The 14,299-nt window shown below is 72.1% G+C and carries 19 protein-coding genes; 11 read left to right on the forward strand and 8 right to left on the reverse strand.

The genetic code is table 11. The annotated features are described in order from the left end of the window. Positions 1 to 24 precede the first annotated feature (24 nt). Genes VIG79_RS18595 through VIG79_RS18610 form a run of 4 tightly spaced genes read right to left on the reverse strand, consistent with a single transcriptional unit; the run spans position 25 to position 1,752 of the window. Positions 25 to 669, reverse strand: coding sequence for a VOC family protein (locus VIG79_RS18595; protein ID WP_331888366.1), 645 nt, complete (start codon positions 667 to 669; stop codon positions 25 to 27). A 39-nt stretch (positions 670 to 708) separates the two neighbouring features. After that, positions 709 to 1,095 carry a DUF1304 domain-containing protein gene (locus VIG79_RS18600; protein WP_331888368.1) on the reverse strand — a complete coding sequence of 129 codons (387 nt, stop codon included), beginning with the start codon at positions 1,093 to 1,095 and terminating at the stop codon, positions 709 to 711. 22 nt (positions 1,096 to 1,117) lie between these two features. After that, positions 1,118 to 1,615 (reverse strand): N-acetyltransferase family protein, encoded by a 498-nt coding sequence (locus tag VIG79_RS18605; protein ID WP_331888370.1) that lies wholly within the window; start codon positions 1,613 to 1,615, stop codon positions 1,118 to 1,120. After that, positions 1,612 to 1,752 (reverse strand): hypothetical protein, encoded by a 141-nt coding sequence (locus VIG79_RS18610; protein ID WP_331888372.1) that lies wholly within the window; start codon positions 1,750 to 1,752, stop codon positions 1,612 to 1,614. The genes VIG79_RS18605 and VIG79_RS18610 overlap by 4 nt, the downstream gene beginning before the upstream one ends. A gap of 30 nt (positions 1,753 to 1,782) precedes the next feature. Between VIG79_RS18610 and VIG79_RS18615 the strand changes: the two genes are divergently transcribed. After that, complete coding sequence (locus tag VIG79_RS18615) at positions 1,783 to 2,598, forward strand: pentapeptide repeat-containing protein (protein ID WP_331888374.1); 816 nt, start codon at positions 1,783 to 1,785, stop codon at positions 2,596 to 2,598. A 7-nt stretch (positions 2,599 to 2,605) separates the two neighbouring features. Here VIG79_RS18615 and VIG79_RS18620 read toward each other — a convergent pair whose 3' ends face one another. From VIG79_RS18620 to VIG79_RS18630, 3 genes are all read right to left on the reverse strand, one after another. Continuing rightward, positions 2,606 to 3,100: a hypothetical protein gene (locus tag VIG79_RS18620; protein WP_331888376.1), complete on the reverse strand. Its 495-nt coding sequence runs from the start codon at positions 3,098 to 3,100 to the stop codon at positions 2,606 to 2,608. A gap of 133 nt (positions 3,101 to 3,233) precedes the next feature. After that, positions 3,234 to 3,824, reverse strand: coding sequence for a methylated-DNA--[protein]-cysteine S-methyltransferase (locus VIG79_RS18625; protein WP_331888378.1), 591 nt, complete (start codon positions 3,822 to 3,824; stop codon positions 3,234 to 3,236). Continuing rightward, entirely contained in the window at positions 3,824 to 4,300 is a 477-nt protein-coding gene (locus VIG79_RS18630) for a sigma-70 family RNA polymerase sigma factor (protein WP_331888380.1), read from the reverse strand. Before VIG79_RS18630 ends, VIG79_RS18625 begins: the two co-directional genes overlap by 1 nt. Positions 4,301 to 4,368: 68 nt before the next feature. Here VIG79_RS18630 and VIG79_RS18635 point away from each other — a divergent pair, with 68 nt between their 5' ends. From VIG79_RS18635 to efeB, 8 genes are all read left to right on the forward strand, one after another. Further along, on the forward strand, positions 4,369 to 5,166 hold the full coding sequence (locus VIG79_RS18635) for a glycerophosphodiester phosphodiesterase (protein ID WP_331888382.1): 798 nt from the start codon (positions 4,369 to 4,371) through the stop codon (positions 5,164 to 5,166). Positions 5,167 to 5,356: 190 nt separating this feature from the next. Then, a complete protein-coding gene (locus tag VIG79_RS18640; RefSeq protein WP_331888384.1) occupies positions 5,357 to 5,743 on the forward strand; it encodes an ATP-binding protein in 387 nt (128 codons plus the stop codon). A gap of 247 nt (positions 5,744 to 5,990) precedes the next feature. Continuing rightward, positions 5,991 to 6,866 carry a DUF5926 family protein gene (locus VIG79_RS18645; RefSeq protein ID WP_331888386.1) on the forward strand — a complete coding sequence of 292 codons (876 nt, stop codon included), beginning with the start codon at positions 5,991 to 5,993 and terminating at the stop codon, positions 6,864 to 6,866. A 32-nt stretch (positions 6,867 to 6,898) separates the two neighbouring features. After that, positions 6,899 to 7,435 (forward strand): DUF4446 family protein, encoded by a 537-nt coding sequence (locus VIG79_RS18650; protein ID WP_331888388.1) that lies wholly within the window; start codon positions 6,899 to 6,901, stop codon positions 7,433 to 7,435. Continuing rightward, positions 7,432 to 8,364 carry a prephenate dehydratase gene (gene pheA, locus VIG79_RS18655; protein WP_331888390.1) on the forward strand — a complete coding sequence of 311 codons (933 nt, stop codon included), beginning with the start codon at positions 7,432 to 7,434 and terminating at the stop codon, positions 8,362 to 8,364. The genes VIG79_RS18650 and pheA overlap by 4 nt, the downstream gene beginning before the upstream one ends. 117 nt (positions 8,365 to 8,481) lie before the next feature. Then, positions 8,482 to 9,336, forward strand: coding sequence for an iron uptake transporter permease EfeU (gene efeU, locus VIG79_RS18660; protein WP_414672654.1), 855 nt, complete (start codon positions 8,482 to 8,484; stop codon positions 9,334 to 9,336). Between the two features lie 38 nt (positions 9,337 to 9,374). Then, positions 9,375 to 10,547 carry an iron uptake system protein EfeO gene (gene efeO / locus VIG79_RS18665; RefSeq protein WP_331888394.1) on the forward strand — a complete coding sequence of 391 codons (1,173 nt, stop codon included), beginning with the start codon at positions 9,375 to 9,377 and terminating at the stop codon, positions 10,545 to 10,547. Next, positions 10,544 to 11,854 carry an iron uptake transporter deferrochelatase/peroxidase subunit gene (efeB, locus tag VIG79_RS18670; RefSeq protein ID WP_331888396.1) on the forward strand — a complete coding sequence of 437 codons (1,311 nt, stop codon included), beginning with the start codon at positions 10,544 to 10,546 and terminating at the stop codon, positions 11,852 to 11,854. The genes efeO and efeB overlap by 4 nt, the downstream gene beginning before the upstream one ends. Here the strand turns inward: efeB and VIG79_RS18675 are convergent. Further along, the gene (locus VIG79_RS18675; RefSeq protein ID WP_331888398.1) at positions 11,827 to 12,948 is read right to left on the reverse strand and encodes a diacylglycerol/lipid kinase family protein; all 1,122 of its coding nucleotides are present in this window, start codon (positions 12,946 to 12,948) and stop codon (positions 11,827 to 11,829) included. The genes efeB and VIG79_RS18675 overlap by 28 nt on opposite strands. 53 nt (positions 12,949 to 13,001) lie before the next feature. Here VIG79_RS18675 and VIG79_RS18680 point away from each other — a divergent pair, with 53 nt between their 5' ends. Then, positions 13,002 to 13,559 (forward strand): DinB family protein, encoded by a 558-nt coding sequence (locus tag VIG79_RS18680; protein WP_331888400.1) that lies wholly within the window; start codon positions 13,002 to 13,004, stop codon positions 13,557 to 13,559. 94 nt (positions 13,560 to 13,653) lie between these two features. After that, positions 13,654 to 14,271 carry a malonic semialdehyde reductase gene (locus tag VIG79_RS18685; protein ID WP_331888402.1) on the forward strand — a complete coding sequence of 206 codons (618 nt, stop codon included), beginning with the start codon at positions 13,654 to 13,656 and terminating at the stop codon, positions 14,269 to 14,271. The last annotated feature ends 28 nt before the right edge of the window (positions 14,272 to 14,299 follow it).

Below are 14,299 nucleotides of genomic sequence, written 5' to 3' on the forward strand. Positions count from 1 at the left end.
ACGAGCGGCTGCTCGCTGCCTGACTCAGCCACGCTCCTGCGCGGTGCAGATGCAGGCCTCGTTGCCCTCGGGGTCGGCGAGGACCCAGAACGACGGTGCCTCCGTGTCCGAGACCATGTGGCCCCCGGCCTCGATGGCGCGAGCGATGCGCGGCTCGGCCTCCTCGGGCGCGACCCACACGTCGAAGTGGATGCGGTTGCGCTGCGGCCGGGGCTCGTCCATCTGCTGGAACCACAGCGCCGGGCGGATCGACTCCGCGTCCTCGAGGGTCTGGCCGCGGCCGTCGTCGTAGCCGAGGACCGCCGCCCAGAACGGGCGCACCACTGAGATGTCCAGGGCGTCGATGGCGATCTCGAGCTGGGCGACCCGCGTGGTCTCCGGCTCGAGGCCCATCTCGGTGAGAACCTCGTTCACGGCTGTGGCCAGGCGGACGTCGCGGTCGGTGATGCCGCCGGCGTCGTGGCTGGAGGTGACGACGTGGACCCGGCCCCACCGCAGGTCGAGGTCGGGGTGGTGCTGCTGCTCCTCGGCGATCGCGCCGATCCGGTCGACCAGTGCGAGAGCGGCCGCGAAGTCGTCGGTCGCTACGGTGATGTGCAGCCCACTGGCCAGCGCTCGCCAGCCCGGAACTGCGTGGTTGGCCTCGTGGAGGCTGAGGGTCTGTGCCATGCCCTCGACGCTATCGCGCGGCTCCGACGCCGCCCGCGGTCACGCCAGCAGGACCAGGACCATGGCCACCGCGGCGGGGACCAGCTGGATCGCCGCCGCACGCCAGTACTTCCTGCCGGTGGAGGCCAGGACCACGCCAGCGACCACCATGCACGCCGTCGCGAAGATCACCAGGGTCTTCCCGACGATCCCGGCCGCGCCGTCCCGACCCAGCATGACGATGCCGACGAACAGCCCCACGGCGAGCGCGAGGTTGTAGAAGCCCTGGTTGAAGGCCATCGGCCGGATGGTCTCGGCCTGTTCGCGCGAGCCGATGCCGAACCGCGCGTACACCTCCGGCCGCGTCCACAGCAGGCTCTCGAACACGAAGAACACGACGTGCAGCACGGCGGCGAGGCCGGCCACCAGCTGGGCCGCGATGAGCATGGGCCTTCTTAGCAGACGGCCTTCACAGCGGGCGCTCGAACCACTCCACGTCGATGTACCGCCCGAACTTGATGCCGACCTCGCGGAACACCCCGATCGGGGCGAACCCGAACCGGAGGTGCAACGCGCGGGACGGGAGGTTCGGCACGGCGACCCCGGCGTATGCGCGGTGCAGTTCCTCCTCCTCCGCCAGCACCTCGAACAGCCTTGCGTACAGGGCGTTCCCGATACCTCGACCACTGGCGTCGGCCGCGACGTAGACCGTCGTCTCGACCGTGGTCCGGTAGCCCGGCTTCGGCCGGAACGGGCTGCTCGTCGCGTACCCGACCACCCCGCCGTCGTCCTCGGCGACGAGGAGCCGATGCGGACCCTTCGTCGCGTAGTGCGAGAACCACTCCTGCCGTTCCTCGACCGAGAACGGGACGACGTCGAAGGTCACGTGGCTCGTCGTCACGTAGTGGTTGTAGATCGCGGTCAAGGCGACAAGGTCGTCCGCGACACCGGGCCGGACCGCGGTCACGCCAGCGTCCGCGGGGGCAGCGTCCGTCGCAGGACCACGCGCGTCGGGCTGCGCCGATCGACCTCGCGGAAACCGGCCCTCCCGAGGTCGTTCCACGTGTCGGCGGTCAGGGCCGCGGAGGTGAACCGGTAGACCACTCGGCCACCCTAACGACGTAGCCTCCTGGTGTGCCGACCAACGCTGCGGACCGGCGCGCGGAGCTGCGGGCCGACTGCAGCCGCTGCGCCGGACTCTGTTGTGTCGCACTGCCGTTCGTACGTTCGGCCGACTTCGCCATCGACAAGCCGGCCGGTATGCCGTGCCGTCACCTGCAGGTCGACGACCGGTGCCGGATCCACGACCGCCTCGGGCCCGAGGGCTTCCCGGGGTGTGAGGTCTTCGACTGCTTCGGGGCGGGACAGCAGGTCGTGCAGGTCACGTTCGGCGGTCGCTCGTGGCGGGACGGTGACGCCGTCGCGGGCCCGATGTTCGCGGCGTTCGACACGCTCCGGGCGGTGCACGAGATGCGGTGGTACCTCGCCGACGCCGGGACGCGCGCGCTGCCGGACGACCTGCACCGCGAGCTCATCGAAGCGACGGAGCGCCTCACCGATCTTTCGGGAGGGAGTGCCGCAGGACTCGGCGCGCTCGACGTCCATGCGCTCCGCCGCGAGGTCGGCGACCTCCTCGGCCGGGTGAGCGCGGCGGTGCGAGCCGGACTGGACGGGCGGGCCCTCGGCGGTCAGGATCTGGCCGGTCGCGACCTGCGGCGGGAAGCCCTGCGGGGCGCCGACCTGCGCGGTGCGCTGCTCATCGGGGCCGACCTGCGAAGGACGGATCTCCGCGTGGCCGACCTCCTCGGCGCCGACCTACGGGGCGCCGACCTGCGCGGGACCGACCTCGCCGACGCCCTGTTCGTCACCGTCCCGCAGCTGACGGCGGCCCGCGGAGACGAGGCGACGCGCATACCGGAGGCGGTCCCCAGACCCGGCCGCTGGCGGTGACGTCCCATCAGGGCAGGACGCCGCTCGCCGTCAGCCGGTAGCGCAGGTCTTCGGCGACGAGCCGCATGTACTGCACCGACGGGTGGAGGTAGTCGCCCTTGATGACCGTGTCGTGGTCGGTCGTGAAGATCGGGCACCGGCCGTCGACGCAGTACCAGTGGAGGGTGTCGAGGAAGGTCGCGCCCTGGACCCGGCGCTCGGCGTCCTGGGCCTGCTGCCACCACGTCGGGATGCCGGTCACGCACCGGCTGGGGGAGCCGCCCGCCCGGTAGCAGTCGAGGAAGGCGACGCCGGGGATCGACGGCGACACGATGACGACGTGCCCCACGCCGTCGCGAACCTGGTCGACAAGGCCCTGGTCGGCGGCGGTCCACTCGGTCGCCATCGCGTCGCCGGTGGCCTTGGACTTCAGCTTGGTGGCCCAGGCGTAGGTCTCGATCATCAGCGGTACCGCGGGTTTCGCCTGCCGGACGTAGTCGACGACAGCGTTCCGGTCGTTCACGCACGGGACGGCCCACTCGTCCTTGCCGTAGTTCGCGTCGGCCCCGTTGACGGCGCAGGCGATCTTGGTCAGGCCACGGACACCGGCGGCTCGGAAGCGCGTGCCGACCGACCCAACCGGCCCGAGGACGCCGTCAGCCGGCCGTCTCGAGATCGAGGAGGTACTCCTTGGCAGCGACCCCGCCCGCGTAGCCGGTCAGGGCTCCGTGGGACCCGACCACGCGGTGGCAGGGCACGACGATGCACAGAGGGTTCGCGCCGAGGGCGGCACCGACCGCTCGCGACGCCGTCGGCCGGTCGATGGCGCGGGCCAGGCCACCGTACGTCTCGCGCGCGCCGTACCCCACCGTGCGGGCCAGTGTCGTGAGGACACTGCGCTGGAACGGCGTGGCCAGGGACAGGTCGACGTCGAGGTCGAAGTCGTGGCGGCGCCCGGCCAGGAAGTCGTCGAGCTGGTGACGGACGTCGTCCAGTGCGGCCGGCATCCGGAGTACTCGCGGCGAGACGGAGTGAGCCAGCCGGTCGAGCACGGCGTCGACCGCCACGTCGTCGGTCACGTAGCGGGTGGCGACCAGCGCCCCGGAGTCGTTGCGGGCGAACAGGATCCGTCCGACGGCGGTGTCGCCGACGACGTAGGAGACGTCGGCCGACGGGAAGGTCGGAGGCCGCAGATCGCCGGCTTCCCAACCGGTCAGCCGCTGCTCGAGGGTGGTGTTGTCGTTCATCAGGCGCTCTCTCTCAGGTTCTTGAGGCCGTCGCTGACGAGGCGACGGCTCATCGTGGGGGTGGTGCCGAGCAGCTCGGCGATGGCGGGATGGTCGAGGTCCCCGACGTACTTGAGGACCACCGCCTCCCGTTGTCGCTCGGGCAGCCGGGAGACCCGGCCCCACAGGTCCTCGTCCACGAGGCCGGACTCCGGGCCGTCGACCCGGGCGGTGCCCGCGAGGACGGTCTCGTCGTCGGTCGGTACGGCCCTGCGGCCGCGCGAGCGGTGCAGGTCCATGGCGCAGCGGTGAGTGATGGTCAGCAGCCAGCCGCGCAGGTTCCGGGTCGAGGTGAGACCCGGGTATGCGGCATACGCCTGGGTCCATGCCTGCTGGGCCACGTCGTCGCCATCGACCGGTCCCGCGAGACCGCGGGCCAGCCGGGCGACGTCGCGCCAGTGGTCGTCGACGAGTCGCTGGAAGGGGGGAAGGTTCACACGGGTAGAACGCCCTCGTGGGCTCCCGTGTGAGTCCCGCGGCTCGCCCACCGTGCCACGATATGCCGGTGGTGACCTCCGAACGCGGGCCCCTCGTCATCGCCCATCGGGGTTCGTCGGCCGCCGTCGCCGAGCACACCGTCGGCGCATACCGGCAGGCGATCGCCGAGGGGGCGGACGGCCTCGAGTGCGACGTCCGGCTGTCGGCGGACGGCGAGCTCGTATGCCTGCACGACCGCACGCTCGAGCGCACCGGAGGTTCGACGGGCATCGTCTCGTCGATGACCCTGGCCGAGCTCCGTGCGGTCGACTGGGGTGCCTGGAAGCACGACAGCGACGCTGACCGCGACCCCGAGAGCGGCGCCCTGCTGACACTGAGGGAGCTCGTCGAGCTGGCCCTCGGTGCGGGTCGCGAGATCGGGTTGGCCGTCGAGACGAAGCACCCCTCCCGGGCCGGTGGCCGTGTCGAGCACGAGGTCGCGACGGTGCTGCGCGAGTACGGGATCGACGGTGCTCGCCGTCCCGGGCAGGTCTGGGCGCGGATGATGTCGTTCTCCGCCATGGCAGTTCGTCGGATGTCCAGCCTGTGCCCGGACCTGCCGCTGGCTCTCCTCGTGTCGTCGCAGCAGCCGCTGCCGATGCGCCGCACGCGGCTGGTCGCGGGGGCCGGAACCGCTGGGCTCGACATCGCGCTGGTCCGCGAACGTCCCGAGATCGTGGCGGAGCGCCACGAGGCGGACAACGACGTCTGGGTGTGGACGGTCGACGACGAGGACGACATGCGCCTCTGCACGCGTCTGGGGGTGGACGCGATCATCAGCAACCGTCCAGCCGCCGTGCTCGACCTGCTGGGCCGTAACCGCTAATCTCAGCGTGGCTCGGTCGGCCCGGGGGGAAACGGCGACCGCGAGGGGCAGTGCACGACAAGGCGGTGAGCAGTTATTGGCACAACGCGCCGATACCCTGCGGGCAGGGGTCACGACGGCGCCCGTGTGGCCGACCCCGATGACCGCGGCCTCCACCTCTGACACGGGCGAGCGCCCCCGCACGATCCGCGTGCCCTGGGCGCCCTCGGCCGTGGCCAAGACGCGTCGCGTGCTGGTCGCCGACCTGGACGCTCGCGGCGTGGCCACCGAGACCGTCGGCGAGGCCGAGATCGTCGTCAGCGAGCTCATCGCCAACGCCTTGCGCCACGCCCGGCCGCTCGCCGACGGCATGATCCGCGTGCACTGGAAGGTCAAGGCCGGCGTCGTCGAGGTCGAGGTCAGCGACGGGGGCGGCGTCTCCACGCCACGGCCCGCGCCCCAGTCCTTGTGGGCGTCCTCCGGTCGGGGGCTGCGCATCGTCCGCAGCCTGGCCCACGAATGGGGCGTCACCGAGGAGCGCAACGGCCGCACCGTCTGGGCGGCCCTCGGTGGACCGTCCCGCCGCCGCTCCTACTGAGCCGGCCGGTTCCCTGCCGCCGACTCGGCTCCAAGGGACGTCTCGTCGGCAGCCCGCACGCGAACCGTCCGGCTTGACTGGCCGTCGAGCGGCTCGGCTGCCGGTAGACCCCCAGCCGAGGGCCTTGACCGGCAGTCGAGCCAGGCGGTGCACCCTTCGCGCCGGGCACCCTCTGGGCCGGGCCGGGCGGACCGCCCCCCGCCGGACGCGGTCAGCGGGGTTCGCCGGCGCCGTTAGGGTTCAGCGCATGGGCAAGGCCAGCCGTCGACGCACGAACCGTCCGTCGCATACCGAGTCACGGCCGGCACCGGCCCCCTTCGTCGCGCGACCCTTCGAGGGTCTGCCGTCCGAGACCGAATGGGTCGCGCTCCGCGAGATCCTCCCGGCGGCGACCGGCGCCGTTACCCTGACCACCGACGGCGCCACGACGCCCGCCACGGTCTGCACCGTGCTCCCGCTGGCGTGGCCGGCTTTGCACCGCAACGGCGGCGAGCTGTTCGTGGCGACCCAGTCCGGCGCGACGAGTGGTGACCCGAGCCGCGACATCGCGGCCGCGTTGCTCCTCGCGGCCGACGCCGACGAGGGCACGCCGATCACCGCCGTGCCGAACCCCGGCGCCGACTCCCCACGCCTCCAGGACGTCCTCGACACGACCATCCCGTTCGAGGTGACCATCCACGACGGCTTCGACTTCTGGGTCGGCAACAACGCGCTCGACAAGGACGGCCAGGAGTCGCTCGACCGCGCCAACGAGTCCGCCATCCCCACCGAGCGCGTCTCGGGCGGCGACTCCGTCTACTGGTGCGTCATCAACGGACGCAGCTACGTCCGTTGGGTCCTCCCGTACGACGAGGACACCGCCACCGCGGCGCTGGCCCGTCTGCACGCCGGCGACGCCGACCGACTCACCCCCAACGCGCGGCTGCTCGGCGCCTTCCGGGCGTGCGGGCTGCTGGTGCCGGTCTGGGAGGTACCCGCCGACGCCAAGGCCGGCGACTTCCCCGACGCCGTGGCCGCCATGGCCACCGCTCTGGAGAGCGCTACGGCCGACACCACGGCGCTCACCGCCGACGAGCGCCGGGCCCGGGCCGGCCTGCTCAACCGCCAGGTCACGCTGCGCTGAGCCGGCCGTCGCCCGCGTAATACTCTGCCCAGGTGACCCTGACCACGGCTCAGCTCACCGGGCTGACCGTCTCCTTCGGGGTCGTCGCGCTGGTCGCCCTCGCGCTCGCCGTCGGGTCGCACCTACGGCTGTCCCGAATGCGACACCGGTTCGCCGTCCTCTGGGCCGGGGGCGAGACGGACGTCGCCACCCTGGCGGCCGGCCAGGAACGGCGGCTGGTCGCTCTCGCCGAACAGGTCGAGACGGTCCGCGACGACGTGCACGGCGTACGCCGCGACCTGCGCCAGTCGCTGCGCAACGTCGCCGTCGTCCGCTACGACGCGTTCGGGGACATGGGTGGCCGGCTCAGCTTCTCCTGCGCGGTCGTCGACGACGAGGGCGACGGCCTGGTCATCTCCTCGATCCACGCGCGCGGCGAGTCGCGCACCTACGCCAAGGGCATCGTCGGCGGCTCCAGCGAGATCACGCTGACCCCCGAGGAGCAGGAGGCGCTCAGCGCCGCCCGCGGCGGTCCGGTGCGGTCCACGACGAGAACCACGGCACCGACGACCGCCAGGGAGCGCCGATGACCGCCCTCCGCTACGGCTACCTCGGCCCGGCGGGCACGTTCTGCCAGATGGCCCTCGACGCCTGGACCCCCGCCGCCGACGCCGAGCACGTGCCGTGCGACTCCGTGGTCGGAGCCCTCGAGGCGCTGAGGGCGGGCCGCCTGGACGCCGCGATGGTGCCGATCGAGAACTCGGTCGAGGGCGGGGTCAGCGCCACGCTCGACGCCCTCTCGGTGGGCTCGGACGTCGTCATCACCGGCGAGGTCCTCGTCCCCGTCACCTTCGTCCTCGCCGGTCGGCCGGGAACCCGTCTGGGGGACATCCGCGCCGTCGGCACCCACCCGCACGGCTGGGCCCAGGTGCGGACGTGGATGAACGCCAACCTGCCCTCCGCGGCCTACCTCACCACGCTCTCCACGGCCGCCGCGGCCGCCGACCTGGACCTCTCGGCCGGGGACGTCGCCGCATACCAGGCCGCCGTCTGCGCCCCCGGCGCCGCGACGATCCACGGGCTCGAGGTGCTGGCCGAGGACATCGGCGACAACGGTCGGGCGGTCACCCGGTTCGCGCTCGTGGCCCGTCCGGGACACACGCCGCCGCCGACCGGGGCCGACAAGACCACGCTGGTCCTCTACCAGCGCGACGACCACCCGGGCGGCCTGCTGGAGCTGCTCGAGCAGTTCGCCGCCCGAGGCGTCAACATGACCCGCCTCGAGTCGCGACCGACCGGCGAGGCGATGGGCTCCTACTGCTTCTCGATCGACATCGAGGGCCACGTCGCGGACAAGCGGGTGGCCGAGACCCTGATGGGACTCCGGCGGGTATGCGCGCAGGTGCGCTACCTCGGCTCGTACGCCCGCGCGGACGGCCGCCCCTCGACGCCGATGGCGGGCACGAGCGACGCGGAGTTCGACGACGCCCGGCGCTGGCTCGAGGGTCTGCGCGGCTGAACCAGCCCAGGACTTGTTAGGTGAGGCTTACCTGTGTTGTGATAGGCCCGTCCTGATTAGGGCAGGGCCCTGTCACGTAATTCGGCCTCGTGCCGACCGCCGCACCGGAGGATCCCTGTGCTTGTGAGCAACGCCCTCATCGGGTTGCGTGAAGGCCTCGAAGCGGCACTCGTTGTCGTCATCCTCGCCGCGTTCCTCGTCAAGACGGACCGGCGGTACGCGCTGAAGTACGTCTGGTTCGGGGTGGCGGCCGCGGTAGTCCTCTCGATCGGGCTCGGCGCCCTGCTCACCTACGGCACCAGCCGGCTGTCCTTCGAGCAGCAGGAGCTCATCGGCGGCATCGCCTCGATCATCGCCGTGGGCTTCGTCACCGCGATGGTGTTCTGGATGCGGACCGCCGCGCGGACCATCTCCGGTGAGCTCAAGGGCCGCCTCGACAAGGCCCTCGACGTCGGCCCCTGGGCGATCGCGCTGGTCGGGTTCCTCGGCGTCGGTCGTGAGGGTCTGGAGACCGCGATCTTCTTCTACGCGACCACCGAGGCGGCCGGCCAGGGCCAGATCCAGCCCATGCTCGGCTGGATCATCGGCCTCGGTGGCGCCGTGCTGATGGGGATGGCCATCTACAAGGGCGCCTTGAAGATCAACCTCGGCCTGTTCTTCCGCTACACCGGGATCCTGCTCGTCGTCGTGGCCGCCGGGATCCTCTCGTACGGCATCCACGACCTCCAGGAGGCCGGCTTCCTGCCAGGCCTGAACAACCTCGCCTTCGACGTCAGCGCCGCCGTCCCCCCGGACTCCTGGTACGGCACCCTGCTCAAGGGCATCTTCAACTTCAGCCCCAACACGACGTGGCTCCAGGCGGTCGCCTGGGTGCTCTACGTCGGCATCGTCCTCACCCTGTTCCTCCGGCCGGTCAAGGTGCACAGCACCCCGTCACCGAGTGCGGCGCCCGCGGCCCGTACCGGCGCCTGACCGTCCCCCCGCCCCTTCACGAAACCCTCGGGAGCCGCATGTCGCTCGCCCGCACCCTGACCGCCGTGGCCGGAGCCGCGAGCCTGCTTGCGCTCGCCGCCTGCACGTCGTCCGGCGGCGCCACGGGCTCGTCCACCGCGTCCTCCAGCGCCGGCGGCCCGATCGCCGTCAAGGCCACCGACAACGAGTGCGGCATCTCCAGCGCGACCGCCTCGGCCGGCACCATCACCTTCCAGGTCCAGAACACCGGGTCCAAGGTCACCGAGTTCTACGTGTACGGCGCCGGGGACCGCATCGTCGGTGAGATCGAGAACGTCACGCCCGGCCTCAGCCGCGAGCTGAAGGTCGAGATCGCCGAGCCCGGTACGTTCACCACCGCGTGCAAGCCGGGGATGGTCGGCGACGGGATCCGGGCCGCGTTCACGGTCACCGGCACCTCCCAGCCGGGCAGCGCGGACCAGAAGGTCGCCACGGCGATCGCCGACTACCAGGCGTACGTCGCGGCGCAGTCCGACGAGCTCCTGGCCGGGACCGAGGCGTTCGTCGCGGCGGTCAAGGCCGGCGACGTGGCCAAGGCCAAGGCGCTCTACACGCCGGCCCGCCAGCCGTGGGAGCGGATCGAGCCGGTCGCGGAGTCGTTCGGCGACCTCGACCCGAAGATCGACGGTCGCGAGGACGTCGTCGAGGAGGGTCTGCCGTTCACCGGGTACCACCGCCTCGAGAAGGACCTCTGGGCCGACGGCCTCAAGGCCGACAGCCCGGCCGTCGCCGACCAGCTGCTCGCCGACGTGAAGACCATCGTCGAGAAGTCCACGGCGGTCGACTTCACGGCGCTCAGCATCGCCAACGGTGCGAAGGAGCTGCTGGACGAGGTCGCGAGGACGAAGATCACCGGCGAGGAGGAGCGCTACTCGCATACCGACCTTGCCGACATGAAGGCCAACCTCCAGGGTTCGCAGTCCGCGCTCGAGGTCCTCCGCCCCGTGATCACGGAGCGGCAGCCGGCCCTCGCCACGGCCCTCGACCAGGCGTTCACGACGATCAACCAGGCCCTGGACCAGCACCGGGTCGGCGCCGACTACGCCGCGCTCACCGCGGTGTCGGCCGACGACGTCAAGGCCCTCACCGTCCACCTCGACGCGCTCTCCGAGGAGGTCGCCAAGGTGTCCGGCGTCGTCGAGGCCGGGGCCGGAGGCACGCCGACGTCGTGACCGGGCCCATCCCCCAGCCCCAGCCCGCGAGCGGCGTGAGCCGCCGCGGGCTCCTCGGCGTCTCCGCGGGAGCGGCGGCCGCCGGGGTCGCGGTCGGGTTCGGCGGCGGGTATGCGGCGCACGCGGCGGCCGCTCCGGCGGCCGAGGCGGCCCCCGCGACCGCCCCGGCGAGCCTCGACGCGCCGATCCCGTTCCGTGGCCCGCACCAGGCCGGCATCGTCACCCCCGCCCAGGACCGGGTGCACTTCGTCGCCCTCGACGTGGTCACCAAGGACCGGGCCCTGCTCGTCGACCTGCTGAAGAGGTGGACCCGCGCCGCCGAACGGATGACGGTCGGCGCCGAGGCCGCGCCGGGCGGCGTCGTCGGCGGCGGACCCTACGGCGTTCCGCAGGACACCGGCGAGGCGTATGGGCTGCCGGCGTCGGGGCTGACCGTCACCATCGGGTTCGGGCCGTCCCTGTTCGACGACCGGTTCGGGCTGTCGGCTCGCAGGCCGGCGGCGCTGCAGGACCTCCCGGCGTTCCGCGGCGACGACCTCGACCCGGCCCGATCCGGCGGCGACCTCTGCATCCAGGCCTGCGCCAACGACCCGCAGGTCGCCGTCCACGCGGTGAGGAACCTCGTCCGGCTCGGCTTCGGGGTGGTCTCGGTCCGGTGGTCGCAGCTCGGGTTCGGGCGCACGTCGTCCACCAGCACCACCCAGACCACGGCTCGGAACCTGTTCGGGTTCAAGGACGGCACCAACAACCTCAAGGCCGAGGACCCGGCGGCCATCGACGAGCACGTCTGGGTCGCACCCGCCGACGTGCCGGGAGCCGCCGCCTGGATGTCCGGCGGCTCCTACCTGGTCGCCCGCCGGATCCGGATGCATATCGAGGTGTGGGACCGCACCAACCTCCAGGACCAGCAGGACACCATCGGCCGGACCAAGGCCGTCGGCGCCCCGCTGGGCCAGGAGAAGGAGTTCGACGAGCCGGACTTCGCGCTCAAGGGCGCCGACAACCAGCCGGCGATCCCCGTCGACGCGCACATCCGGCTCGCCCACTCGAGCAACCTCGGCGGCATCAAGATCCTGCGCCGCGGCTACAACTTCACCGACGGGACCGACGGGGTCGGCCACCTCGACGCCGGCCTGTTCTTCATCGCCTTCGTCCGCGACCCCGGGAAGCAGTTCGTCCCGATGCAGCAGGCGCTGGCCGCCAAGGACGTCCTCAACGAGTACATCGAGCACAACGGCTCGGCCCTCTTCGCGTGCCCGCCCGGCGTCGCCGAGGGCGGCTACTGGGGGGACGCGCTCTTCGCCTGAGCGCTCACCCCGACCCGCACGACCAGCGCGAGGGGGTCGACCCGGGCGGTCATCGACCGCGCGGTCCCGATGGTGTCGCCGTCGAGCTGCACCTCCTGCGGCTGGTCGACCTCGATGTGGATCTCCTGGCCGGCGTGCCGGTCGATGAGCGGGTGTCCGCGGCGCTGGCGGGTGACGACGTGCCCGGCGACGGCGGACCAACCGACGACACCGCGCGGGGAGAGGACCACGGAGTCGAGCACCCCGTCGTCGAGCCGCGCGCCGGGCATGAGGACCAGCCCACCGAAGAGCCGGCCGCAGTTGCCCACGATCACGGTGCGGGTCCGTCGTGCGAACTCGCCCTCACCGTCGACCTTCATCCGCACCCGGAACTGTGGACCAAGGAAGTTCTGGAACCCCGACACGACGTAGGCGGCCGAGCCCACGCGGGCCTTGAGCCGCTCCTGCGCGCCCGCCATGATCGCCGCGTCCAGGCCGACGCCGGCCATGACGAGGAAGAGGTGCTCGTCCGGGACGGCGTGCTGTCCCGACGGGTCCACCGACAGGCGACCGACGTCGATGCGGACGTTCTGGCCCGTCAACGCCACGACCAGGGCCTTCTCGATGGAGTCGAACGGCAGGTCGAGATTGCGGGCGAGCAGGTTCCCCGTGCCGCCCGGCAACGGGCCGAGCGGGGTCTCGGTCCCCACGAGCGCCCTGGCGACGGCCCGCACCGTCCCGTCCCCGCCGAGGGGACAGACCACTGCGGCGCCCTCCTCGACGGCCCGTCGCGCCTGGCCGGTGCCCGGGTCGGCGATGGTCGTCTCGAGCCAGATCGGCTGGCCCCACCCCTGCGCCAGACAGGTCGTGGTGACCCGCGCCCGGACGGCGTCGAGATCGGTGAACTTCGTCGGGTTGACGATGATCCCGGCCCGCTTCAACGGGGGTGCATCCTCGTCGAGACCCTCGGGGCGGAAGTCGTCGCGGTGGGGGCGGCGACGTCGGGCGATCCCCGTGGCCTCCAGAACGGTGTCCCGCCGTGCGACGACGACCGCGACGATGATCGCGAGAACGACGAGCGCGGCGACGATCCAGAACGCCGGGCTGTCGAACACAGGCCGACGCTAGCGGGTGCCGATGCGCTGTGTCCGGGCAGTAGGTTCGAGCGGTGACCGAGCCCGCACGCCAGCCTGCACCCGCGGACCCGGCCACTCCCGAACCGGACGGCAAGGACTGGACCTGGACGCTGGAGCGCCCCTGTCCGGAATGCGGCTTCGACGCGGCGACCATCGAGCCGGTGGCCATCCCGGCGCTGGTCCGCGACGCGGCGTCCCGCTGGCCCGACGTCCTGGCCCGTCCCGACGCGACCCGCCGGCCCGTTCCCGCGACGTGGTCGCCGCTCGAGTACGCCTGTCACGTCCGTGACGTCCACCGCCTCTTCCGGCAGCGTCTCGAGCTGATGCTCGAGCAGGACAACCCGACCTTCGCCAACTGGGACCAGGACGAGACCGCCCTGGCCGACCGCTACTGGGAGCAGGCCCCCGCCGTGGTCGCCACCGAGGTGACCGAGTCCGGCGCGGACCTCGCCGACGCCTACACCCGGGTCGGCGAGGGCGACTGGGCCCGGACCGGTGTGCGCAGCAACGGCTCGACGTTCACCGTGGAGTCCCTCGGGCGCTACCTCCTGCACGACCTCTTCCACCACGTCTGGGACGTGCGAGGGTAGGACGAGCCGGTATGCCGCTGGTCCCGGTGGCGGGCGTCGACGGCCGGTAGTTGCGCGAGGGAACAACCGTCAGTAGTTGACGGTTCAACCACCCGTGACCACCACCACCCTCCCCGATTCCCACCTCGAGCTGGAGAAGGACGCGCAGGACCTCCTCTTCCGCTCGGCCCGCACCGCGAACGCCTTCACCGACGAGCCGGTGAGCGACGAGCAGGTCCGAGCCATCCACGATCTCGTCAAGTGGGGTCCGACCGCGATGAACGCGCAGCCCCTGCGCGTGGTCCTCGTCCGCAGCCCTGACGCCCGCGGGCGCCTCGTCGAGCACATGAGTGACGGCAACAAGGCCAAGACCTCCATCGCCCCCCTCACCCTCGTCCTGGCCGCCGATGTCGACTTCCACGACGAGCTGCCGCGCGTCTCCCCCCACGCGGTGGGCGCCCGGGACCGCCTCGACGCGGACGAGACCGGCCGCGAGCGGATGGCGACGTTCAACGCTCTCCTGCAGTCCGCATACCTCCTCGTCGGGATCCGCGCCGCGGGTCTCGCGGCCGGCCCGATGACCGGCTTCGACCCCGCCGGTGTCGACGCCGAGTTCTTCCCCGACGGTCGGCACCGCTCCCTCGTGGTCGTCAACGTGGGCCACCCGGCCGAGGACGCGTTCCGCGCCCGGCAGCCCCGGCTCGAGTACGAGGACGTCGTCACCGCCGTCTGATCGTTCCTTGACATGTGACCAATTGGTC

It is taken from the genome of Lapillicoccus sp., assembly GCF_036559105.1.
Lineage (GTDB): Bacteria > Actinomycetota > Actinomycetes > Actinomycetales > Dermatophilaceae > Lapillicoccus.